We start from the raw sequence: 20,933 nt of genomic DNA, 5'->3' as shown, positions 1-20,933 counted from the left end.
TACCCGGAAGCCGCCGGGGTCAACCACCGCAGCCGGTTCGGTCCACTGTGGATCGAGGTGGTGGGGCGCGGCCGCGGGCTGCGCCGATACGATGGCGGTCCAGACCGCGATGGGGACGTGAACCGATGACACAGGCAGCGAGCTTCGAGCCGGAGTCGGAGCGGGTGATGCGCCAGCTCCGCGACGAGATCCTCGACGGGGTCCGGGCCCCGGGCAGCAGGCTCGTGGAGCGCGACCTCGCGGCGGAGCTGGGGGTGAGCCGCCTCCCGGTGCGCGATGCGCTGCGCTCGCTGGTGGCCGAGGGCCTGGTGACGCCCCGGCCGCGCAGCTGGGCGGTGGTGCGGGAGTTCACCGCCTCCGACGTCGCGGACCTCAACGAGGTGCGCGGGGCGTTCGAAGCGCTCACCTTCAAGCTGGCCGCGCAGCGGCGCACCCGCGAAGGTCTGGCCCGGCTCCGGGAGGTGCTGGACGTCGAGCTGGCCGCGGCGCGCGCCGGTGACGAGGTGCGGGCGCGGCGCGCGGCGGCCGACTTCCACGAGGTGGTGACCTCGCTGGCGGCCAACGAGCTGCTCAGCGAGCTGGAGCGGGTCATGAGCGGGCGGATGCGCTGGCTGCTGGGCCAGCACGACGACCTGACCGCGATCGCCGAGCAGCACGAAGGCCTCTACGCGGCCATCGCCGACCGGGACGTGGCGCGGGTGGAGCGGCTGATCGCCGAGCACCTCGCCGCGGGCCAGGGCATGGCCGCAGCGCGTCAGCGCGCGACGGAGTCCTAGCGCGCGTCCACGCCGTGCAGGCGGGCGTGCAGCCCGCGAACCTCGTCGGCCAGTTCCGGATCGGGCCCGGACACCGGAACACCCGGTGCGACGGCGTTGACGGGCAGCGCGGCGACCGGCCCCGCGGGGAGCCCCCACTCGCGGTGCCACCCGGTCAGCTGCTCGGTGCTCGTCGCGTAGACGATGCGCCCGAGCCCGACCCAGGCGTGCGCGGCGCTGCACATCGGGCAGTGCTCGCCGGAGGTGTAGACGGTGCTCTCGCTGCGTTCGGCGGGGGAGAGGTGCGCGGCGGCCCAGCGCGCGATCTCGAACTCGGGGTGGCGGGTGGCGTCGCCGCCCTTGACGCGGTTGCGGTCTTCGAAGCGCACGGTGCCGCGCCCGTCCACGAGCACGGAGCCGAACGGCTCGTCACCGTCCTCCAGCGCTTCGCGGGCGAGTTCGACGCAGCGCCGCAGGTGCAGCCGGTCCTGCTCGCCGATGGTCTGCGGTTCGTCCATGCGCCAACCCTAGCACCTTTGGTATACCATTTCTGGGTCGAGAGCCGGTGGTGGCGCGGTCCGCCGCCACCGGGCTCCTCAGCCCAGCTTCGGCGGCCAGTTCAGCATCCGCTTCGGCCGCGGCGCGGCGTAGGTGCGGACCTTGGACGTGGTCAGGCCCAGGCGGACGAGCGACTCGGCGATGGTCACCGCGGCGGCCACGCCGTCCACGACGGGCACCCCGGTGCGCTCGACCACCCGCTCGTCGAGACCGGACATGCCGCCGCAGCCCAGGCAGATGACCTCCGCGCGGTCGTCCTCCACGGCGCGCACCGCCTGCTCGACGATGGCGTCCACCGCGGCGTCCGGATCGCGTTCGAGGTCCAGGACGGCCATCCCGCTGGCGCGCACCGACGCGCACCGCGCGCTGAGCCCGGCGACGTGCAGCCGCTCCTCGATCAGCGGGACGGTGCGGTCCAGGCTGGTCACCACCGAGTAGGTGCGGCCGAGGAACTGCGCGGTGCTGGCGGCGGCCTCGGTGATGTCGACGACCGGGACGTCGAACAGCTCCTGCAGCCCCTCCCGGCCGTGCTCGCCGTAACCGGCCTGGATGATGGCGTCGAACGGCTCCGGGTAGGCCCGCACGGTCTCCATCACCGCGATCGCGGCGAGGTAGCTCTCGTAGTTGCCCTCCACCGACTCCGCGCCGAAGGACGGGGTGAGGGGAACGATCTCGGTGCCGGGAGACGCCGCACCGGCGGCCTGCGCACCGATGGCGTCGGTGATGGCGGCGGTGGTGTTGACGTTCACGACCAGAATGCGCATTGTCCAACCTTCTCCGGGGAACTCGTCGCCGAGTTCGCGTTGCTGGTGCCCCGGCTCGCGGGGCCGCGGCCGGGCCCGCGAGCGGCGGGCCCGGCCGCAGGTGTCACTCGGCGGCCACGGCGATCGACTCGCCGTCCACATCGGCCGCGTCGGGCTTGCGGTCGGCGATCACCGCGTAGATGACCGCGCCCAGGGCCGCGCCGATGAACCAGGAGAACCCGGCGGCCGCGCTGAACACCGGCACCAGCGCCACGACGACCGCGATCGCCGCGGCCGGGATGAACGCCGCGATCGCCTTCGGGTTGTACCCGCGGGTGTAGTGGTACTCGCCGTGCGCGTCCTCGCTGTAGAGCGCCGGGACGTTCACCCGGGTCCGCCGGATCAGCCAGTAGTCGGCCATGATCACGCCGAACAGCGGGCCGAGCAGCGCGCCGAGACCGCCCAGGAAGTAGTTCACCACGACCGGGTTGTTGTAGAGGTTCCACGGCAGGATGACCAGCCCGATGACGGCGCTGACCAGCGCGGCCTTCCGGAAGTTCAGCTGCCGCGGGAACAGGTTGACCAGCACGTAGATCGGGGCCACGAAGTTGGCCAGCAGGTTCACCGCGATGGTCAGCACGATGAGCGCGATCGACGCGGCGGCCAGCAGCACCATGTTCGGGATGGTCTGCACGATGTCGGTCGGGCTGGTGATCACCCTGCCGTCGAGCTTGAACTGCGCGCCGCTGAGCACCACCACGATGACGGCGAAGAACAGCATGTTCACCGGGATGCCGATCAGGTTGCCGCGGATGATCGACTGGCGGCTCTTGGCGGACCGGGTGAAGTCGCAGAAGTTCAGCACGAACGTCCCGTAGATGACCACCCAGAGCGCGGCTGCCTGCAGGATCTGCAGCCACATCTCACCGCCGGTGAACGGCTGCGCGTTGGACAGCGCGATCGAGCCGTCGGCGCGGATGAACATCCAGATCGCCAGCGCGCACATCGTGATCAGGATGGTCGGCGCGGCGATCGCCATGTACTTGCGGATGACGTGCATGCCGTAGCTGGCGATGAGCACCTGGACCACCCACAGCGCCAGGAACGTGATCCAGCCGAGCAGCGACAACCCGAGCGCGGACTGTCCCTCCAGCACCTGCAGCGACGGGAACATGGCCACCAGCAAGGTGCTCAGCACCTCGGAGGCGAGGTAGGTCTGGATGCCGAACCAGGCGATGGCGACCACGCCGCGGACGGCGGCGGGGATCTGCGCGCCCTTGGTGCCGAACGCGATCCGGCTCATGACCGGGAACGGCACGCCCGTCTTGTGCCCCATGTACCCGGACAGCGTCAGCAGCAGGAACAGCAGCAGCGAGGCGAGCACGAAGGCGGCCAGGATGCCCCACACGTTCAACCCGAGCGCGAACAGCCCGATCGCGAAGGCGTAGTTGCCGAGGCTGTGCACGTCGTTGCCCCACAGCGTGAAGACGTTGTAGGCGCCCCACCGGCGCCCTTCCTTCTTCGTCGGGGCCAGGTCGTAGGTGTAGAGCCGGGAGCTCGTCGTGGTGGAGGCGTCCACGGTGGACCCGTTGTCCGTGGCGGTCATCTGGCGGCCTCCAGGTGTCCTGTGCGCAACTGTCGACTTCCTTGTCTCGTGCCGGGCATCGGATGGGGCAGCGTGCGGAGCCCGCTCAGTGCTCTGACTGAGTCCTCGTGCGCGAGCGGCGCCGGGTCGTGCTCGATGAGGACATGGGGTTCTCCGGTGGACGGGTGCTTGCCGGTGCTCCGCGGCGCCCAGCGGTGTGCGGGGGAGCGGCGGAGTCGCCGGGGCGACCGAATGAAACTTCTATTTCGTAATGCGGAAGTATACGTTTATGATTCGAAAACGCTAGACCGCTTCCCCAGGCTCGTCAAGGGTTCGGCCCGGAACCTGCGAGCAGCAGCTCGCGACCTTCGGAGTGGGCGATCCGGGCAGTGTGCGGGCGACGACCGGTTCCGAATGGTGACGGCTGCGCGCCCGGGTGTCCACAGTTCGGGGCAGGTGTCGTCGGGTGTGCCGCCCGTTCCAGGTGGGGAGCGCGCCGCGTCGCGGTATACCAAATATTCCTCAGGTCGACGGTGTGATCCTGGATCCCGTCGCGCCTGTGGGCTTCGGCCACCCGTTTTGGTATACAGATCAGCCCGACGATCGAACAGCAAGGAGCACGCGATGTGCGTTGACCCCGCCCCGCCGCCCGCAAGTCACCTGACCCGCCGGGGCGTGCTCACCGCGGCCGCGGTGCTGGCCGGAACCACCGCGCTGGCGACCGCGCCCCGGGCGGAAGCCGCCCCGCGCCCCGCCCCTCCGGCCGGGGACCTGGTCATCGACGGAGGCACCCTGCTCGACCCGGCGGCCGGTGAGGTCGTCGAGGACGGCGTGGTCGTGATCCGCGACGGTGTCGTGCGCGCGGCCGGAGCCCGCGGCCGCGTCGAGGTGCCCGCCGGTGCGGCCCGCCTGGACGCCCGCGGTCGTTGGGTGCTGCCGGGGCTGGTCGACGCGCACATCCACCTCAACACAGCGGCCGAGGCGCGCGACGCGGTCCGCAAGGGAGCCACCAGCGCCCGCAGCGGGTCCACGAACTTCTACCAGGACATCGCCGTGCGCGAGCTGGCCCGCCAGGTGCCCGGGCGGGCACCGCGGCTGAAGGCGGCGGGCGTGTTCGTCACCCCGGACCTCGGCGACACCGTCCTCGCCGACCCCGAGCTCACCCCGCTGGCCCGCCTGGCCGACGGCGTCCGCTCCCCGGAGGCGCTGCGCCGCGTCGTCGAGGTGAACCTGGCGCGGGGCGCCGACGTGATCAAGACCCGCGTCAACGAGCGGGCCGGGCTGCCGGAGCAGGACCCGCTGACCCAGGTGTACTCGCACGAGCAGCTGTCTGAGATCGTCGCCGCGGCGGGTCGGCGCGGCAAGGGCGTCCTGTGCCACAGCTACAGCGAGCGGGGCTGCCACGACGCGGTCACCGCCGGCATCCGCTCGCTGGAGCACGGGGTCTTCGTCGGCGAGCGCACCCTGCACGAGATGCGGCGTCGGAACACCTTCTTCACCCCGACGCTGTCCGCGATCGCCGGGATGATCGATTCGCCGAACCCGGTGCTCGCCGAACGCGGGCGCACCTACCTGCCGATCCTCAAGGACGCCGTGCGGGCCGCCCACGAGCTGGGCGTGCCGCTGGCGGCCGGGACCGATTCCTCCGGCGGCGAGGTCGACCCGATCGGCCGCGAGGTGCAGCTGATGCACGAAGCGGGCCTGCCCGCGCTGGACGCCATCCGCACCGCGACGACCTCCGCCGCGAGCCTGCTGGGCGTGGAGCGAGAGGTGGGGCGTCTGGCCCCGGGCTTCAGCGGCGACGCGGTCGTGCTCTCCGGCGACCCGCTGCAGGACCTGTCCGTGCTGTCCGCCCCGGTGCACGTCGTGCGTGCGGGCCAGGTCGTGGACCTCGGCTGAGCCCGCGTCACTCCGCGCGGGAGGTCCGGGCCGTCTCCTTCGCCGCGCTGCGGCGAGCTCGGACCTTCCGCCACACCACCACGCCGACGGCCACCGCGATCACGGCGAGCAGCACGAACCAGCTGGCCTGCCCCAGGACGTCCTCGACGTAGCGGGCCGAGGCGCCAGCCCCGGTCCCGATGCCCACGTGCAGCGTGGACCAGCACAGGGCCCCGGCGGCCGACGCGGGCAGGAAGCGGCGGAAGCGCAGGTCGGAGGCGCCCGACGCGGCCGGGGTGAGGGTGCGCAGCACCGGCAGGAACCGGCCGACGAACACTGCGCCAGCGCCGTGCCTGCGCAGCTGCTCGGCGGCCCGGTCCCAGTGCTGCCGCCCGAGCCGCCCGACCAGCTTGGTCTCGCGCAACCGGTGCCCGTACCGGTGCCCCAACCAGAACCCGAAGCTGTCACCCGCGGTGGCGCAAACGGTGACGACCAGGACCATCGCCAGGAACCCGCCGACATCGGTGATGGCGGAAGCGGCGATCAGCAAACCGGTCTCCCCGGGCACGACGAACCCGAGCCCGATGGTGCACTCGGCCAGCGCGAGCGCCCCGGCCGCAGCGATGACCAGCGGCAAAGGCAGCTCGGCCAACGCCGACAACAGCTCTCCGAACCCCACCGAACCCCCCGAACCGCTCCAAAAAACCGTTTCACCCAAAACGCCCCCGCCACGATAACTGCGCCCCACCCGGAACAACGCACCCCAACCCCACCCGATCGCATGACACCACCCCCCGAACCTGCCCAGCCCCCAGTCGCCCACTCATCCCGAAAAGACAGGCCCACACTCAGGCCACGACCACGACCACGACTGCGACCGCGACCACGACTGCGACCACGACTGCGACCGCGACCACGACTGCGACCACGACTGCGACCGCGACCACGACTGCGACCGCGACCACGGCCGCGCTCCCGGACCGCGACTACGACCACGGCCGTCGGAGGGGTGGTGACGATTGCAATTTCGATTGAAATTGCCCACGTCGCCACCGCAGGTTCCGTCGAGAACGACGTAATTTCGATTGAAATTGCAACACCCCCAAGTCGACCACCCGCCGCTTCGAACCCAAACCCAGCCCCGAACCCAAACGGCACCCCTCCTCGCCAACCCGCGTAGCCATCACCACCGATCACCCGGCGGGCGAACCCGGCACTCCTCGCACGGCGATCACCGCACCCCGCTCGAACATCCACTGTGGACCAATCACCCCGGCCACCCGCTTCGCCGCCTTCCTCCCCGAAACCACTGCTCTGTCCGGGTGTTTGACCGGATCGTGACCCCCGATGGCGGGATGACGCCCCGGGCGCCGGGCGCATAATGAACCCGACAGGTGATCTTGACCGGAAGCGCTGGGGGCCGGACATGTCCGCCGAGAGGGTGCGCTGGGACATCCCCGCCGGGATGCCCTGCTGGATCGAGCTGGTGACCACCGACATCCCGGTGGCCTGCGGGTTCTACGGGAACCTGTTCGGCTGGGAGTTCGAGGAGCACGACGACCCGCGGGAGGGGCGGCACGTGATCGCCCACCGGGACGGGTTCCCGGTGGCCAGCATCCGCGAGTCCGCGGACGGCCGGTCGCGGTGGCGGTTGTTCCTGGCCACTCCGGACAGCGCGGCCACCGCGGCCGCGGCGGGCAAGCTGGGCGGGCGCATCACGGTGCCCCGCAGCCGGGTGCCGGGCCTGGGCGTCAAGCTGGTGCTGGCCAGCCCGGCCGACGACGAGTTCGGCCTGCTGGAGCCGGACGCGGCGTGGCAGTTCGACGTCGGCCTGCCGGGCACCCTGGTGTGGGCGGAGCTGGTCACCATCAAGGCGCAGGCGGCCGACCACTTCTACGGCGGCCTGTTCGGCTACACCGGCGAGCAGTTCGGCACCGAGCACCTCTCCGACTACGAGGTCTGGTACCTGGGCGGGGATTCGGTGCTCGCCCGGGTCTGCATGATCCGCGACCACATCAGCCCGGGCGCCCACGCGCACTGGCTGCTCTACCTCGGGGTGGACGAGGAGGTGGGCACCGACGAGATGGTGCGGGTCGCGGTCGCCCACCACGGCCGCATCCGCGTGGACCCCTACGATTCGAGCCTCGGCCGGTGCGCGGTGCTGCGCGACCCGCTGGGCGCGCGCTTCGCGCTGGTGGACCCGTCCCAGGCCACCGACTACGGCTCGGCGGGCAACGACGACCCCTACGACGACTGACCGCGGCCCGCCGGGTCAGGAGGCGTTGCGCAGCAGGTCCGCGATCACGGTCTGCCCGCCGTCCTGCGCGTGGCGCAGGGCGGTGACCCCGTCGCGGTCCGGGATGGCCGGGTCCGCCCCGGCGTCGAGCAAGATCTGCACGATCTGCTGGTAGGGCCGGGTGCCGTCGCCGAGGATGACCGCCTCCAGCAGGCCGGTCCAGCCGAGGTCGTTGACGTGGTCGACGTCGATCCCGGTGCGCACCGCCTCCCGGACGTAGTCGACGTGGCCGCGCTCGCAGGCGGGGATGAGCGCGGTGCCGCCGAACCGGTTGGTCACGGTGAAGTCGGGGTCGGCGGGCAGCAGCGCCCGGAGCATCTCGACGCTGCCGGTGACCCCGGTGGCGAGGAACGCGCTGTCGCGGCGGTCGTCCTGCGCGTCGGGGTCGGCACCGGCCGCGACGAGCTCGCGGGCGACCTCGACGTGGTCGCTGAGCGCGGCCAGCAGCAGCGGGGTGCGCTGGTGGGCGTCGCGGGCTCCGACGTCGGCCCCGGCCGCCAGCGCGGCGCGGACCTCGTCGAGGTCGCCGGTGGTGGCCGCTCGCAGGAGTCGTCGGTCGGGCATCGGGGAGTCCTTTCCTGAGCGGTCCGCGCAGCCGTCGGCGACGGGGGAGGGCCGACGGCTGCGCGGACGGTACCGGAGCGGTGGGGAATCGCGCAGCCGAGCGCGGTTTCCCACCGGGATCAGGCGGTCGGGGCTCCGGCGACCCGGCGCTCACCGCCGTTGCGCCGCTGCCACTCCCGGTAGACCTCCACCGCGGCGTCGCGGGGCTCGTGGCGCATCGGCAGCCGCCGGTCGCGCCAGTCCTTGGCGAACTCGGCGTAGAAGGTGTCCAGCTCGAAGTACTTGCGGTCGTCCACGTAGTGCGGCTCGTAGGCCTCGCGCGTGGTCAGGAAGACGACCTCGTCCGGGCTGCAGTAGTACAGCGAGCCCAGGCACATCGGGCAGGGGTGGGCCAGCACGTGGATCGTGGTGCCGGTGAGGTGCTCGGTGCCGAGCTTGGTGCAGGCCTCCCGGATGGCCAGGATCTCCGCGTGCGCGGTCGGATCCCCGGTCTGCGCCACCCGGTTGGGGCTCTCGGCCAGGAGTTCGCCGTCCTTGGCGATGACGGTCGCGAACGGGCGGCCGCCCTCGGCGACGTTGCGCCGGGCCAGGTCGATGGTGCGCTGGATGAAGTCCACGTCGCCTCCTCAGAAGGGCTTGGTCGGCAGGTACTTGCCGTCGAGGGTGATCACGGCGCGCTCGCCGCCTTCGGGGTCGGCCACCTTCTGCACGTCCAGCCGGAAGTTGATCGCGCTGATGATGCCGTCGCCGAACTTCTCGTGCACCAGCGCCTTGAGCGTCGTGCCGTAGACCTGGAGCATCTCGTAGAACCGGTAGATGGTCGGGTCGGTGGGCACGCCACCGGGGATGGAGCCGCGGGTCGGGATGGTCTGCAGCAGCAGTGCCGCGTCCTCGCCGAGTCCCAGCAGCTCGGCCACGGCCTCGGCGGCGGGGGCGGGCAGCGCGTGCTGGCCCAGCACCGCGGCGGTGACGAAGGCCTCCGAGTGACCGGCGGTCTCGGCGATCTGCTGCCAGCTCAGGTCCTTGCGGGTCTTGGCCTCGACCGCCGCGACGGCGAGCTGCTGGCGGGCGGTCGGGTCGAACTGGGCGTGTGCCACGTTCTCTTTCCTCTCTTCCGGTGCGGAGATCTCGTCGCGGCCGTCAGGCGGCCGGGGCGGGAGCGGTGTCGTCGCTGAGCTCGTCGACTTCGCCGGTGGCGATGTCGAAGACCCAGCCGTGGAGGGCGACGCGGCCGCTGGCGACGGCGCGCGCAACAGCGGGGTGGGGCGCCAGGTTGGCCAGTTGCGCGAGCACGTTGTGCCGCACGAGCACGTCGACCTCCCGGTGCCAGCCCGCTGCCGCGGCTCGGGCCAGCGAGGCGTCGGCGTGGCGCAACCAGCCTGCGGTGGTGGGCAGCCCGGACAAGTCCTGGCGCTCGGCGAGGGCCGTCATCGCGCCGCAGGCGGAATGGCCGCAGACCACGACATCGGTCACCCCGAGCACGTCGAGCGCGTACTCGATGCTCGCGGCGATGCCGTCCGCGCCGCCCGAGTGCGCGGGCACGAGGTTGCCCGCGGTGCGGATGACGAACAGCTCGCCGGGCTCCTGCTGGGTGATCAGCTCGGGGACCACGCGGGCGTCGGAGCAGCTGATGAACAGCGTGCGGGGCCGGTGCGCGGTGGCCAGCCGGGCGAACAGCTCGGCCTTGGTGGGGAAGACGCCCTGCTGGAACCGGCGGATGCCGTCCGCGAGGTGCTGCATGAACCCTCCTCGTCGCAGGTACTGGATCGACACCACGACCATGCCTGAACTGGAGCTATAGCGTCCAAGGCGCAGTTCCCATCGAGACGATCGCTGTCATCTATGATTGCTGTCGTGACCGTGGAACTGCGCCACCTCCGCTACCTGCTCGCCGTCGCCGAGCACGCGAATTTCACCCGCGCGGCCGAGGAGCTGCACATCTCGCAGCCGACGCTGTCGCAGCAGGTCAAGCAGCTGGAGAAGGCGCTGGGCGCGCAGCTGCTCGACCGGACCGGCCGCTCGGTGCGGCTGACCGACGCCGGTGCGACCTACGTCCGCCACGCGCGCGAGGTGCTGCGCGACCTCGCGGCCGGTCAGCGCGCGGTCCTCGACGTTCAGGACCTGACCCGCGGCCACCTGCGGCTGGCGGTGACGCCGACCTTCACCGCCTACCTGGTCGGTCCGCTGACCGGCGCGTTCCGGGCCGCCCACCCGGGGATCAGCCTGGACGTGCGGGAGATGACCCAGGACCGGATCGAAGCCGCCCTGCTCGCCGACGAGCTCGACCTGGGGGTGGCCTTCCGCGGCGGGCACCTGCCGGGCATCGACAGCGCCCCGCTGCTGACCGAGTCCCTCAGCCTCGTCGTCGGCCAGCGCCACCGGCTGGCCCGCCGACGGCGCCCGCTGCCGGTGGCGGATCTGGCCGAGCAGCCGATGGCGCTGCTCAGCGCGGATTTCGCCACCCGCGGCCACATCGACGCCTACTTCGCCGAGCACCGGGCGCCGGTGCAGGTCGCGGTGGAGGCGAACTCGGTCACCGCGCTGATCGAGATCGTCCGGCGGGCCGACCTGGCCACCGTCCTGCCCGACGCCATCACCCGGGAGCACCCGGAGCTGCACCCGGTCCCGCTGGACCCCGGTCTGCCGACCCGCACCGCGTGCCTGCTGCGCCGCGAAAGCGCCTACCAGAGCGCGGCTTCCCGCGCGTTCGCCCGCATCGCCCGGGAGGCGCAGAGCACGGGAGGCTGACCGCGAGATCCGATGTGGACGTTCCGTCGGCGGCGATCGGTCCCTAGGTGGTGTAGTCGTCGTAGAAGCCGCGGCCGGTCTTGGCACCGAGGTGGCCCGCGTCCACGTAGCGCTGCAGGAGTTCGCGCGGTCCGGTCGGCAGGCCGGGACGTTCGGCGGCGTAGTGGTTCTCGATGTCCAGGACGACGTCCAGGCCGACGTGGGCCATCATCCGGAACGGACCGGCCGCCGTGCCCATGTTCAGCTGCCACATCCGGTCCACGTCCTGCGGGGTGGACACGCCCTCGGCCACCACGGCCAGCGACTCGCGCTTGATGGCCGCCCAGATGCGGTTGAAGATGAACCCGGTGCTCTCCCGGTGCGCCTCGAACGGGAAGACCCCGTAGCGCGGCAGCTCCCGCAGCAGGAGGTCGAGCACGGCGCGATCGGTGCTGCCGCTGGACATCAGGTCCACCGCCGGTTGCTGGGGCGGCATGTAGAAGTGCACGTTGACCACCCGCTCCGGGTGGCCGACCCGGTCGACGAACCGGCCGGTGGCGTAGGACGAGGAGTTGCTGGCCAGCACGGCGTCGGCCGGGGCGAGCCGGTCCAGCTGCCCGAAGACCTGCTTCTTGAGCTCCAGCCGCTCGGGCACTGCCTCCACGACCAGCCAGCACCCGTCGACGGCCGCGGCCACGTCGTCGGTCGCGCTCACCCCGCCCGGGGTGCCGCCGTCCACCTGCCCGGCGACCTCGGGCAGGTGCTCACCGATGAAGGCGAGCGCGTCCTCGCGGGACCAGGGCGAGGGGTCGGAGATGCGGACCTGACCGCCCCGCGTGGCGAACATCATCGCGATGCGCCGACCGAGGGTGCCCGCGCCGATGACGGCGACCGGGCGCTGGTCGATGCCGGTGGGCAGCGTGAAGGCCATGGCGAACGTCCTCGTGGGTCCGGGGCCGGGGGCGCGTTCAGCTTCGCCGATCCCCGGACTTTCGCAACGCGAGCCGCCCGCGTCCGGCGCTCAGAGGTCTTCGAGGAAGCCGAGCGCGGCGGCCCAGGTCGCCTCGGCGGCCTCGGCGTCGTGGTCGGGCAGCTCCGGGTCGGTGTAGAGGTGCCCGGCACCGGGGTAGCGGTAGATCTCCACGTCCGCCCCGGCCCGCTGCATCTGCAGGTACCAGGAGTTCAGCCAGTCGTCGGTCTCGAACGGGTCGGGCTCGGCGACGTGCAGCTGCACCGGCAGGTCGTCGACGCTCGCCCCCTCGGCGATGTCCGAGGTGCCGTGCAGGAGCAGCAGACCGCGGGCTTTCTCGTCGGCCAGCGCGAGGTTCTGGGCCAGCGCAGCACCCAGCGAGAAACCGGCGTACACCAGACCCCGCTCGCTGAGCGGCGCGGCTACCTGCACCGCGCGGCGCAGCAGCTCGTCGCGGCCGATCTCGTCGCTGATGCGCGAACCCTCCTCGACGGTCTCCGCGGTGCGCCCGCCGAACAGGTCGGGGACGTGCACCTCGTGACCGGCTTCGCGCAGCCGGTCGGCGGCGGCGTGCACCGCGGGCCGCAGCCCGAACGCGGAATGAAGCAGCAGGATGTCCACAGCGGACATCCAATCAGCTCGGGGTGCGGCGGCTCAGGCGGCCCCATCAGGGCTGCCAGGGCGCCGAAGGCGAAGGCCGGGTCGACGTCGGTGTGGTCGCTGACGTCGTAGCCGAAGTCGACCTGCGGGGAGCGGTAGAGCGGACCGCACCAGATCGCGTCGACGCCCAGCGTGCCCGCCAGGTAGTCGAGCTTGCCGAGGATGCCGCGCAGGTCGCCGACGCCGTCGGAATTGCTGTCGGCGAAGCTGCGCGGGCAGATCTGGTAGATCACGGCCCGGTGCCACCACCGCCCGCCGTCGTCCACGTCGGGGTCGCGCTGCTCGATCACGGTCGGCGTCTCCTTCCCGGGGGTGTCACGCGCTGATCGATGCCTTGGCGAGCACCCCGCCGTCGCAGACGAGGTGGGTGCCCGTGACGTAGCTGGATTCCGGGCCGAGCAGCCAGCGGACCGCCCGCGCGGGCTCCGCCGGGTCGGCGAGGCGGCCGAGCGGAACCTCCGCGCACACCTGCTCGCGCATCGCCGCGCGCTCCTCGGCGGGCACGGCGGCCCACATCAGCGGGGTCTCGGTCGGGCCGGGAACGACTGCGTTGACGCGGATCCCGTGCGGCGCGTAGTCGACCGCGAGCGCGCGGACCAGCGCGGACACACCGCCCTTGCTCGCCGCGTAGGCGCTGGTCCCGCCCGCGGCGAAGCCGACGAAGGCGGCGGGGGAGGAGCACAGGACGATCGAGCCGCCGGTGCCCGACTCCCGCATGCGCCCGAGCACGGCGCGCGCGGTCAGGAAGGAGCCGGTGAGGTTGACCTCCAGCACCCGCCGCCAGTCGCCGACCGGGAGCTCGTGCGCCACCCCGCCGATGTCGACGCCAGCGGCGCAGACCAGGCCGGTGGGTGTGCCGATCCCGCCGACCGCGGCGTGCACCGCGGCTTCGTCGGTGACGTCGCAGCGCATCCCGACCGCCGACGCGGCTCCGGCGCTTCGCGCCTGCGCGGCCGTCTCCTGCGCAGCGGATCCGTCGGCGTCCAGGACCGCCACCGACTCGCCCGCCTCGGCGAGCAGCAGCGCCGTGCGGCGGCCGATGCCCGATCCGCCGCCCGAGATCAGCGTCAGTCGCCGGGTCATGGGCGCAGCAGCTCCTCGGCGTCGGCGAACCGGGCCAGCCGGTCCGGGTCGAGCTGCCGACCGAGCCCCGGGCCGGTCGGGATCGGCAGCATCCCGTCGGCGTCGAGCTGGAACGGCTGCTCGGTGATGCCGTCGATGTAGGGCGAGCCGGTCTTGTACTCCACCAGGTCGGTGTCGGGCAGCGCTGAGGCCAGGTGCAGGTCGGCGAGCAGCCCGACCGCGGTGTTCCAGCCGTGCGGGATCAGCCGGACGCCGTGCTCCTGCGCCAGCCAGCCGATCCGGCGGCTCTCGCTGAGCCCGCCGACCTTGGTGGTGTCGGGCTGGACGATGTCGAACGCGCGCTGCTCCAGGCAGGGGCGGAACGACTGGCGCCGCGTCAGCACCTCCCCGCCGGAGATCGGCACCAGCGCGCGGCTGCGCAGCGCGGCGAAGTCCTCGATCGCATCGGGGCGCAGCGGTTCCTCGAACCACGCGACCTGGTGGTCCTCCAGCATCGCCGCGGTGCGCAGCGCCCACTTGAGATCGCCGCGCCAGTGGGCGTCGCTGCCGCCCGCGTCGACGGCCAGCAGCGCATCGGGTCCGACGGCCTCCCGCGCGGAGCGCACGATCGCCTCGTCGACCGCGGCGCTCACCCGGCCGAACGGCCCCCAGCCGATCTTGAACGCCCGGAAGCCCTGCTCGGTGAGCTCGGCGAGGTTCGCGGCCAGCCTTTCGGGCTCGTCCATCAGCACCGAGGCGTAGGGGCGGACCCGCTCCCGGTGGCGCCCGCCCAGCAGCCGCCCCACGGGCTGCCCGGTGGCCTGACCGAGCAGGTCCCACAGCGCGATGTCGATCGCGCTGATGGTGTGCGTGAGCGCGCCGCCGCGCCCGAGCCAGAAGGTGTGCTGGTGCAGGTTCTCCGACACTCGCTCGGGCTCCAGCGCGGTGTCGCCGACGCACAGGGGAGCGAGCACTTCGAGCGCGGCGCGCACCAGGTTCTCGCTGGTGAAGGCGCTGCCCACGCCGACGAGCCCGGAGTCGGAGTGCACCGCGACCAGCGTGTGCACCACGTCGTCCGGGCGCAGTTCGACGCTCCACCCGCCCTCCGGCGTGGCGCCCCGCAGCCCGGCGACGCGGATCTCACGGATCTTCACCGGCAACCTCCGTTCTGGCCGATGGTCGATGGTCGACCATTTAACCACGATCGCGCGGCGGGATATAGTTCTGCGCGCATCCCAGCCGACCGAAGGGGCCTGCTTCCTCGATGGCCAGAAACGCCCTGCCCGCCCTGCCCTCGACCTCGCGCCGCCACCAGGTCGCCGACGTGCTCCGCGCGGCGATCGTGGACGGCACGCTGCAACCGGGCGACAAGCTCACCGAGCGAGACCTCGCCGAGGAGCTGGGCACCAGCCGCGCCCCGATCCGCGAAGCGCTGCGCCAGCTGGAGCAGGAAGGCCTGGTGGTCTCCTACCCGTACCGCGGCACCGAGGTCCTGGGCATCTCCCAGGAGGAGGTCACCGAGATCCTGGTGCCGATCCGCCTGACCCTGGAGCGCTTCGCGGTCCGCACGGTGCTCCCGCTGCTCGGCGAGGACGACTTCGCGCACCTGTCGGGCCTGGTCGACCGCATGTCGGAGCTGGCGGCGGCCGAGGACCACGCGGGCCTGGCCGACGCCGACGCGGAGTTCCACGAGTTCCTGATCACCAGGTCCGGCCTCCCGCACTGCCGCCAGCTGTGGAACGTGATCCGGCCCCGAGTGGTGGCCCAGTTCCGCCGCGACGCCCCGGCCCACCCGTCCCCGAAGAACATCGCCGACCAGCACGCCCGCCTCCTGGAAGCCCTCCGCTCCGGAGACGTCGAAGCCGCCACCGAAGCGGTAGCGGCCCACATCCACGACATCCCGACCACCAGCGCCTAGGGCCGACCGTGATCGGACAGGCAGGTCTTGCTGGGCGTTGCTGCCCTCCGTCCGGCGAGTTGCCCACGCGCACAACGGTTTTCACGGGTTCGCGGGTCGTGCCGCTCCGCGGAGAGCGCTTTCGAGCTGTTCGCGGGGGAGGACCCGGTGCAGCTGGTCCGGGCTCCGTAGGCGGTCGCTCCCGTGCGTACTTCCTGGTGCTATGACACCAGAAAGTACGCACGGGACAGCGCGGACCGAAGCAGGAGCCAGGGCTGGAGGAGCAGCGGCCTAGTGCTGGCCCGGGGCGGCGATGGCGGCCAGTTCCGCGCCGGGGGTGACCGTGAGGCCGTGCATCGCGTAGAAGATGCGGCCGGTCGCGCTGGCCAGGACCTTCCGCTCGTCGCCGTTGGCCGGGTCGACGATGCGGCCGATCGCTTGGCCCGCTTCGACGTCGTCGCCCGCGGCGAACTCCGGGTACCACAGACCGGTCGCATCGGCCTTCTCGCCCGCCGCCCAGCGCCAGCGGCGGATGGTCTCGGGCCGCGCAGCGGGGGTGCCGTTCTCGGTGATGCCCAGGTGGTCGAGCAGTCGGCCGAGGTGGTGGAGCAGGCGGTCGGTGGTGGCAGCCGAGCGTTCGCCGAGCTGGCCGCACTCCACGAGCACCGCCGGGATGCCGCGGCGGGCGGCGGCCGCGTGGCTGTTGCCGCCCTCGGCGGTGTCCCCGACGATCACGTCGGCGAAGCCGATCGCGTCGGCCATCCGGCGCGACCGCTCGTCCAGGGCGTCGTCGCCGGTGCGCCGGTAGCCCACGAAGTCGCGCAGGGTTTCGTCGATCCCGCCGCTGTGCAGGTCCGCGTAGGCGTCCGCGCCCGCGATCACGTTGCCGAACAGCCAGTCCGCCATCCGCTCCGTCGGGGTGCCGTGCGGATCGCCGGGGAAGACGCGGTTGATGTTCACACCGTCCAGCGCTGTGGTGCCGAGTCGGCCCGCGTAGCTGGCCAGCGGGTTGGCGACCGGGCAGATCACCACCTGGCCGCGCAGCTCGGCCGGGCGGAGTTCGGCGTGCAGCCGGTTGGCGGCGTCGATGCCGACGAACTCGCCGCCGTGCACCCCGGCGGTGAGCACCAGCCGCGGCCCCGGCCGCGCCCCGTTCACCAGCACGACCGGGATGTCCGCGGTGGTCGTCCCCAGGTCCGCCCGGATGCTGCCGCGCGCGGTCCGCCCGCGCCGGGCGCGCAGGGGGCCGATCACCAGGTCGTGCGCCGTCATCCTCGTGCCTCCCGGGGATCTCGTGTCCGAAGTGGACTGGACTGGTCGGGGCGGGCCAGCCGGGCGGCGACGGCCTGCACCGCGATGAGCGCGCCGACCGGGGCCAGCAGCAGCCACGGAGCGGTGCCGAGGTGGTTCACCGAGTCGGCGAGCATGGCGCCCCACTCGGGGCTCGGCGGTGGTGGCCCGAGGCCCAGGAAGCCCAGCGCGGCAACGGTGTTGACCATCGCCGGAAACCGGACCACGGCCAGCGCGGCCGTCGGCTGCGCGAGCGCGGGAAGCACGGCGTGCCGCCAGACCCAGGGCGAGCTCGCGCCCAGCGCGCGGTGCGCGAGCATCCACTGCTGGCGCTGCAGCGGTGCGGCCAGCGAATCCGCCTGCCGGGCGAACGGAAGCCAGCCCACGGCGACCAGCGCCAGCAGCACCGTCGCGTTCCCGGGCCCGGCGACCAGGCTGACGACCATCGCGACGATCAGCGGCGGCAGCGCGACCAGGACGTCGACGAACGCCCGCACCAGCACGGCGATCCGGCCGCCGCCCCAGCCGGTGGCCGCGCCCGCGGCCAGCCCGAGCAGCGCCGACAGCACGAGCGCGATCCCGGCGGAACCCAACGTCGTCGGCACGCCGTGCGCGAGGCGGGCGAGCACGTCGCGCCCGAGCTCATCGGTGCCGAGCGGGTGGGCGAACGACGGTGCTCGCAGCACCCCGGTCATGTCGGTGGCCAGCGGATCGCGGACGAACCCGACGACCAGCAGGACCAGCAGCGCCACCACGAGCGCCCACCGCACGAAGCGTCGGATCACGACGCCTCCACCCGGGTTCGGGGATCCACCGCGAGCTGCAGCGCGTCACCCACCGCGCCGATCACCAGGGCAGCGGTCACGACGGTGATCAGGCCGACCTGCACCACCGGGATGTCCTGGGCGCGGACCGCGTCGACCAGCAACCGGCCCAGCCCCGGGACGTCGAAGACGACCTCCACGGTCGCCGTCCCGGCGAGCAGACCCGCCGCGTTGAACGTCGACAGCGACAGCGCCGCGGGCAGCACCGGACGCCCGATGTGCAGCACCCACAACCGGATCCCGCCGATGCCGCGCGCACGGGCTGCGGTGGTGAACCGCTCGTCGCGCACCTCCTGCGCGCGGGCCTTCGTCGTCGCGGCGATGAGGGCGGCCAGGCCCGGTACCAGGGCGGCCAGCGGCAGCACCATGTTCTGCGGGCCGCTCCACCCGGAACTGGGCAGCACGTGCAGGCCGACCGCGAACACCGCGACCAGCAGCGGCGCGAGCGCGAACTCCGGCACCGCCGCCCCGACGCGGGTGCCCAGGTCGACCGCGCACCCCACCGGCGACTCCGGTCGGCGGGCGGCGACCAGCCCGGCCGCGCACCCGACCACGAACGACAGGACCAGCGCGCCGAGCATGAGGCTCAGCGAGACCGGGAGCGCGCGGCCCAGGAGGTCGGCGACCGGGACGTCGGACACCCAGGAGCGGCCGAGCTGACCGGTGCACAAGCGGGCGATCCGCTCGCCCAACCGCTGCAGCAGGGGCTGGTCGAGCCCGAGATCGGCGCGGATCGCGGCCAGCACCTGCGGGTCCGGATCGGCGTCGGCGTAGCGCACGGCGAGCACGCTGCGGGCCGAGTCCACCCCGGTCAGCTCCGGCAGCAGCATGGCGACCAGCACGACGCCGATCAGCACGACCGGCAGCAGCGCCAGCCGCAGCAGCGCACCCGACCTCACCGGGGAGCGCGGGCGGTCAGCACGAAGAACCCCGGCGCGCTGGGGTAGGGCACCTCGTCGAAGACCCCGGTGCGGTCGGCGACCTCGACGAACCCGGCTTCCCGGACCAGCTCCGCGCAGTCGGCGAAGTCCAGGCCGGAGGCCATCGGCAGGAATTCCTCGGCACCGGCGTAGGAGGCGGAGAAGCGCTGTTCGGTCGCGTCGTCACCGATCTCCGCCGCGCCCCACTTCGCGTCGGTCACCAGCAGCAACCCGCCGGGGCGCAGCACCGAGCGCCAGGATTCCACGGCCTTGCCCGGATTCGGCAGCGTCCACAGCACGTTCCGGCTCACCACGACGTCGAACGGGCCGGGCGGCGGCGTGTGGGCTTCACCGGTGATCCAGTCGACGCCCAGGCCCTGCTGCTCCGCCCGCTCCGCGGCCACGGCCAGCATCCCGGCGGAGACGTCCTGCCCGGTGACCCGGTGCCCCTCGGCGGCCAGCAGGCGGGCCAGGAACCCGGTGCCGCAACCGGAGTCGAGCACGCGCGCCTGCGCGCCGACCGCGTCGGCCACCAGCGGCGCGATCCGCGCGGACCAGCGCGCGGCCGCGCGGTCCTGGCCGGGTTGCTGGTCGTAACCGCTGCGGGCGCGGTCGTTCCAGTAGGAGACCACCTCCTGCGGGGCCGTCATCCCAGCGACACCTCCTCGGTCAGCAGCTCGCGCTCGAGCGGATCGGCGGGCACGCCGCGCACCCCGTCGCGGTGCCCCATGTGCTGCTGCTCGTGGAACAGCGGGACACCGACGGTCTGCGCGGCGAGCAGGTCGTCGGCCTGGCGGAAGATCTCCGCGCGGCGCGCGCTGTCGCCGGTGCTGCCCAGCGAGCCGATCAGCGCGTCGAGCCGCGGATCGCAGTAGTGGTCCAGGTTGAACCCGCCCCGGCAGCTGAAGTCGCTGGTGAGGTAGCCGCCGGCGTCGGGCACGTCGACCAGGTGGCTGCGCGAGTAGACCACCGCGTCCAGCTCGCCGGACAGGATCCGCGGTTCGAGCTGGTCGGCGGGCTGCTGGACGATCCGGACGGAGAACCCGGCGCGGGTCAGCTCGTCGGCGACCACCGCGGCGACCGCGGGCAGGTCCGGGCGGTCCGGGTAGGTGCCGAGCGTGATGTCCGCGGGCCTGGCCGCGAGCAGCCGCTCGGCGGCGTCCGGGTCGGCTGCGGGCGGTGGGTTCTTCGAGCCGTAGGGCACGGTGGGGCCGAAGTAGCGCTCGGCGGGCACGGCGTGGCCGTGCAGCACGCCGTCGACGATGCCCGCGCGGTCCACGGCCAGCGCGGCGGCGCGGCGGACCTGCGGATCGGCGAACGGGCCGCGGGCGGTGTTGAGGTGCAGGGCGGTGGTGCGCGGGACGTCCACGGTGGACACCCGCAGCCCGTCCTGCCCGGAGATCTCCGCCAGCTTGCCCGCCGGAACCTTGTCGATCAGGTCGAACTCGCCGCTGCGCAGCCCGTTCACCCGCGCCGCCGGGTCCTCGACGAACCGCACGTCGGCGGCGGGCAGCTGCGCCGCCGCGCCCCGGTAGCCGTCGTCGCGGACCAGCCGGACGCTCTGCGCGCCGTCGGCGGCCTCGACCCGGAACGGCCCGGTGCCGATGCCCTTGGCGGGGTCCACGCGGCCGTCGCCGAGCACCGCGGCCGGTGCCAGCACGGCGGCGTTGGCGGTGCTCAACCGCAGCGGGAGGATCGGATCGGGGGTGGTGCTGCGGACCAGCAGGGTGCGCTGGTCGACGGCCTCGGCCCGGTCGACCGCGCCGCGCAGCGCGCGCGGGGGAGCGGGGTCGGCGAGCACGCGGTTGATCGAGTCGGCGGCGGCCTGGGCGGTCACCGGCTCACCGGAGTGGAACCGCACGCCGTCGGCGAGGGTGAACCGCCACTCCAGCGGGGACACCTGCGACCAGGACTCGGCGAGCTCGGGCCGGATGGCGCCGTCCGCGCCGACGTCGGTGAGGGTTTCGGTGACGCCGAGCCGGTGCAGGATCAGCGCGTCGTCGGAGGCCGGTGACCAGCCCGACCGCGGCGGGATGCCGATCGCGACCTGGAGCGAGTCCGCTCCGGGGTCCCCGCCGGTGAAGCCGCACCCGGACAGCAGCGCGGCGGTGGCGGTCAGCGCCAAGGCGGTGCGCCAGCGTCGAACTCGTGGCAATTGCCACCTCCTTGCAGAACTGAAAATGATTCTCGCATACCGGCGGTTC

At 72.9% G+C, this 20,933-nt stretch carries 22 protein-coding genes and 1 pseudogene; 5 read left to right on the top strand and 18 right to left on the bottom strand.

The window, feature by feature from the left end; translation table 11 throughout:
• Positions 1-125 precede the first annotated feature (125 nt).
• Entirely contained in the window at positions 126-776 is a 651-nt protein-coding gene (locus F1721_RS21875) for a GntR family transcriptional regulator (RefSeq protein ID WP_150068625.1), read from the top strand.
• Here F1721_RS21875 and F1721_RS21870 read toward each other — a convergent pair.
• The 3 genes from F1721_RS21870 to F1721_RS21860 form a co-directional block, all read right to left on the bottom strand.
• Positions 773-1,273, bottom strand: a complete 501-nt coding sequence (locus F1721_RS21870; protein ID WP_150068624.1) for a nucleoside deaminase — start codon at positions 1,271-1,273, stop codon at positions 773-775. The two genes, F1721_RS21875 and F1721_RS21870, sit on opposite strands and share 4 nt — an antisense overlap.
• A 78-nt stretch (positions 1,274-1,351) precedes the next feature.
• Complete coding sequence (locus F1721_RS21865; RefSeq protein WP_150068623.1) at positions 1,352-2,077, bottom strand: aspartate/glutamate racemase family protein; 726 nt, start codon at positions 2,075-2,077, stop codon at positions 1,352-1,354.
• Between the two features lie 103 nt (positions 2,078-2,180).
• Complete coding sequence (locus F1721_RS21860; RefSeq protein ID WP_150068622.1) at positions 2,181-3,662, bottom strand: NCS1 family nucleobase:cation symporter-1; 1,482 nt, start codon at positions 3,660-3,662, stop codon at positions 2,181-2,183.
• 603 nt (positions 3,663-4,265) lie between these two features.
• On the opposite strand from F1721_RS21860, the gene F1721_RS21855 reads away from it, so the two are divergent.
• A complete protein-coding gene (locus F1721_RS21855) occupies positions 4,266-5,540 on the top strand; it encodes an amidohydrolase family protein (protein WP_150068621.1) in 1,275 nt (424 codons plus the stop codon).
• Positions 5,541-5,547: 7 nt separating this feature from the next.
• Here the strand turns inward: F1721_RS21855 and F1721_RS21850 are convergent, their stop codons facing one another.
• The gene (locus F1721_RS21850) at positions 5,548-6,198 is read right to left on the bottom strand and encodes a DedA family protein (RefSeq protein WP_150068620.1); all 651 of its coding nucleotides are present in this window, start codon (positions 6,196-6,198) and stop codon (positions 5,548-5,550) included.
• A 747-nt stretch (positions 6,199-6,945) separates the two neighbouring features.
• Between F1721_RS21850 and F1721_RS21840 the strand changes: the two genes are divergently transcribed.
• Positions 6,946-7,776, top strand: coding sequence for a VOC family protein (locus F1721_RS21840; protein ID WP_150068619.1), 831 nt, complete (start codon positions 6,946-6,948; stop codon positions 7,774-7,776).
• A gap of 15 nt (positions 7,777-7,791) precedes the next feature.
• Here F1721_RS21840 and F1721_RS21835 read toward each other — a convergent pair whose 3' ends face one another.
• The 4 genes from F1721_RS21835 to F1721_RS21820 all read right to left on the bottom strand — a co-directional run bounded on the left by F1721_RS21835 (position 7,792) and on the right by F1721_RS21820 (position 10,119).
• Positions 7,792-8,379 carry an ankyrin repeat domain-containing protein gene (locus F1721_RS21835; RefSeq protein ID WP_170301566.1) on the bottom strand — a complete coding sequence of 196 codons (588 nt, stop codon included), beginning with the start codon at positions 8,377-8,379 and terminating at the stop codon, positions 7,792-7,794.
• 119 nt (positions 8,380-8,498) lie between these two features.
• A complete protein-coding gene (locus tag F1721_RS21830) occupies positions 8,499-8,996 on the bottom strand; it encodes a nucleoside deaminase (RefSeq protein ID WP_150068618.1) in 498 nt (165 codons plus the stop codon).
• A 9-nt stretch (positions 8,997-9,005) separates the two neighbouring features.
• Positions 9,006-9,476 (bottom strand): cyanase, encoded by a 471-nt coding sequence (cynS, locus tag F1721_RS21825; protein WP_150068617.1) that lies wholly within the window; start codon positions 9,474-9,476, stop codon positions 9,006-9,008.
• 43 nt (positions 9,477-9,519) lie between these two features.
• Complete coding sequence (locus tag F1721_RS21820; protein WP_150068616.1) at positions 9,520-10,119, bottom strand: carbonic anhydrase; 600 nt, start codon at positions 10,117-10,119, stop codon at positions 9,520-9,522.
• Positions 10,120-10,233: 114 nt separating this feature from the next.
• Here F1721_RS21820 and cynR point away from each other — a divergent pair, with 114 nt between their 5' ends.
• On the top strand, positions 10,234-11,127 hold the full coding sequence (gene cynR / locus F1721_RS21815; RefSeq protein ID WP_150068615.1) for a transcriptional regulator CynR: 894 nt from the start codon (positions 10,234-10,236) through the stop codon (positions 11,125-11,127).
• Positions 11,128-11,170: 43 nt separating this feature from the next.
• On the opposite strand, the gene F1721_RS21810 is transcribed toward cynR, so the two are convergent.
• The 5 genes and pseudogenes from F1721_RS21810 to F1721_RS21790 all read right to left on the bottom strand — a co-directional run bounded on the left by F1721_RS21810 (position 11,171) and on the right by F1721_RS21790 (position 14,952).
• On the bottom strand, positions 11,171-12,037 hold the full coding sequence (locus tag F1721_RS21810) for a 3-hydroxyacyl-CoA dehydrogenase family protein (RefSeq protein ID WP_150068614.1): 867 nt from the start codon (positions 12,035-12,037) through the stop codon (positions 11,171-11,173).
• A gap of 90 nt (positions 12,038-12,127) precedes the next feature.
• The gene (locus F1721_RS21805) at positions 12,128-12,706 is read right to left on the bottom strand and encodes a dienelactone hydrolase family protein (protein ID WP_246155236.1); all 579 of its coding nucleotides are present in this window, start codon (positions 12,704-12,706) and stop codon (positions 12,128-12,130) included.
• A gap of 122 nt (positions 12,707-12,828) precedes the next feature.
• Positions 12,829-12,969: pseudogene (locus F1721_RS35660) on the bottom strand (alpha-amylase family glycosyl hydrolase); the annotation flags it as partial.
• Between the two features lie 82 nt (positions 12,970-13,051).
• Positions 13,052-13,819: an SDR family NAD(P)-dependent oxidoreductase gene (locus F1721_RS21795; protein WP_150068613.1), complete on the bottom strand. Its 768-nt coding sequence runs from the start codon at positions 13,817-13,819 to the stop codon at positions 13,052-13,054.
• Complete coding sequence (locus F1721_RS21790; RefSeq protein ID WP_150068612.1) at positions 13,816-14,952, bottom strand: mandelate racemase/muconate lactonizing enzyme family protein; 1,137 nt, start codon at positions 14,950-14,952, stop codon at positions 13,816-13,818. The genes F1721_RS21795 and F1721_RS21790 overlap by 4 nt, the downstream gene beginning before the upstream one ends.
• Positions 14,953-15,062: 110 nt before the next feature.
• Here F1721_RS21790 and F1721_RS21785 point away from each other — a divergent pair, with 110 nt between their 5' ends.
• Complete coding sequence (locus F1721_RS21785) at positions 15,063-15,716, top strand: GntR family transcriptional regulator (protein WP_150068611.1); 654 nt, start codon at positions 15,063-15,065, stop codon at positions 15,714-15,716.
• A 270-nt stretch (positions 15,717-15,986) separates the two neighbouring features.
• Here the strand turns inward: F1721_RS21785 and F1721_RS21780 are convergent, their stop codons facing one another.
• The 5 genes from F1721_RS21780 to F1721_RS21760 are packed head-to-tail and all read right to left on the bottom strand — an operon-like array spanning position 15,987 to position 20,884.
• The gene (locus tag F1721_RS21780; protein ID WP_150068610.1) at positions 15,987-16,967 is read right to left on the bottom strand and encodes a M14 family metallopeptidase; all 981 of its coding nucleotides are present in this window, start codon (positions 16,965-16,967) and stop codon (positions 15,987-15,989) included.
• Positions 16,964-17,770, bottom strand: coding sequence for an ABC transporter permease (locus F1721_RS21775; protein ID WP_150068609.1), 807 nt, complete (start codon positions 17,768-17,770; stop codon positions 16,964-16,966). The genes F1721_RS21780 and F1721_RS21775 overlap by 4 nt, the downstream gene beginning before the upstream one ends.
• Complete coding sequence (locus tag F1721_RS21770; RefSeq protein WP_150068608.1) at positions 17,767-18,708, bottom strand: ABC transporter permease; 942 nt, start codon at positions 18,706-18,708, stop codon at positions 17,767-17,769. Before F1721_RS21770 ends, F1721_RS21775 begins: the two co-directional genes overlap by 4 nt.
• Positions 18,705-19,379, bottom strand: a complete 675-nt coding sequence (locus F1721_RS21765; protein ID WP_150068607.1) for a class I SAM-dependent methyltransferase — start codon at positions 19,377-19,379, stop codon at positions 18,705-18,707. Before F1721_RS21765 ends, F1721_RS21770 begins: the two co-directional genes overlap by 4 nt.
• Positions 19,376-20,884 (bottom strand): ABC transporter substrate-binding protein, encoded by a 1,509-nt coding sequence (locus F1721_RS21760; RefSeq protein ID WP_150068606.1) that lies wholly within the window; start codon positions 20,882-20,884, stop codon positions 19,376-19,378. The genes F1721_RS21765 and F1721_RS21760 overlap by 4 nt, the downstream gene beginning before the upstream one ends.
• Positions 20,885-20,933 lie beyond the last annotated feature (49 nt).

Source organism: Saccharopolyspora hirsuta, assembly GCF_008630535.1.
Taxonomy (GTDB): Bacteria; Actinomycetota; Actinomycetes; order Mycobacteriales; family Pseudonocardiaceae; genus Saccharopolyspora; species Saccharopolyspora hirsuta.
This window is presented reverse-complemented; position numbering and strand designations above follow the sequence as displayed.

What these genes read in the sequence shown, in the direction of transcription:
- F1721_RS21840 (WP_150068619.1), top strand. Translation starts at nt 6,946, where the DNA reads ATGTCCGCCGAGAGGGTGCGCTGGGACATCCCCGCCGGGATGCCCTGC.
- F1721_RS21860 (WP_150068622.1), bottom strand. Translation starts at nt 3,662, where the DNA reads ATGACCGCCACGGACAACGGGTCCACCGTGGACGCCTCCACCACGACG.
- F1721_RS21795 (WP_150068613.1), bottom strand. Translation starts at nt 13,819, where the DNA reads ATGACCCGGCGACTGACGCTGATCTCGGGCGGCGGATCGGGCATCGGC.
- F1721_RS21865 (WP_150068623.1), bottom strand. Translation starts at nt 2,077, where the DNA reads ATGCGCATTCTGGTCGTGAACGTCAACACCACCGCCGCCATCACCGAC.
- F1721_RS21835 (WP_170301566.1), bottom strand. Translation starts at nt 8,379, where the DNA reads ATGCCCGACCGACGACTCCTGCGAGCGGCCACCACCGGCGACCTCGAC.
- F1721_RS21820 (WP_150068616.1), bottom strand. Translation starts at nt 10,119, where the DNA reads ATGCAGCACCTCGCGGACGGCATCCGCCGGTTCCAGCAGGGCGTCTTC.
- F1721_RS21805 (WP_246155236.1), bottom strand. Translation starts at nt 12,706, where the DNA reads ATGTCCGCTGTGGACATCCTGCTGCTTCATTCCGCGTTCGGGCTGCGG.
- F1721_RS21765 (WP_150068607.1), bottom strand. Translation starts at nt 19,379, where the DNA reads ATGACGGCCCCGCAGGAGGTGGTCTCCTACTGGAACGACCGCGCCCGC.
- F1721_RS21855 (WP_150068621.1), top strand. Translation starts at nt 4,266, where the DNA reads ATGTGCGTTGACCCCGCCCCGCCGCCCGCAAGTCACCTGACCCGCCGG.
- F1721_RS21870 (WP_150068624.1), bottom strand. Translation starts at nt 1,273, where the DNA reads ATGGACGAACCGCAGACCATCGGCGAGCAGGACCGGCTGCACCTGCGG.
- F1721_RS21785 (WP_150068611.1), top strand. Translation starts at nt 15,063, where the DNA reads ATGGCCAGAAACGCCCTGCCCGCCCTGCCCTCGACCTCGCGCCGCCAC.
- F1721_RS21780 (WP_150068610.1), bottom strand. Translation starts at nt 16,967, where the DNA reads ATGACGGCGCACGACCTGGTGATCGGCCCCCTGCGCGCCCGGCGCGGG.
- F1721_RS21875 (WP_150068625.1), top strand. Translation starts at nt 126, where the DNA reads ATGACACAGGCAGCGAGCTTCGAGCCGGAGTCGGAGCGGGTGATGCGC.
- F1721_RS21810 (WP_150068614.1), bottom strand. Translation starts at nt 12,037, where the DNA reads ATGGCCTTCACGCTGCCCACCGGCATCGACCAGCGCCCGGTCGCCGTC.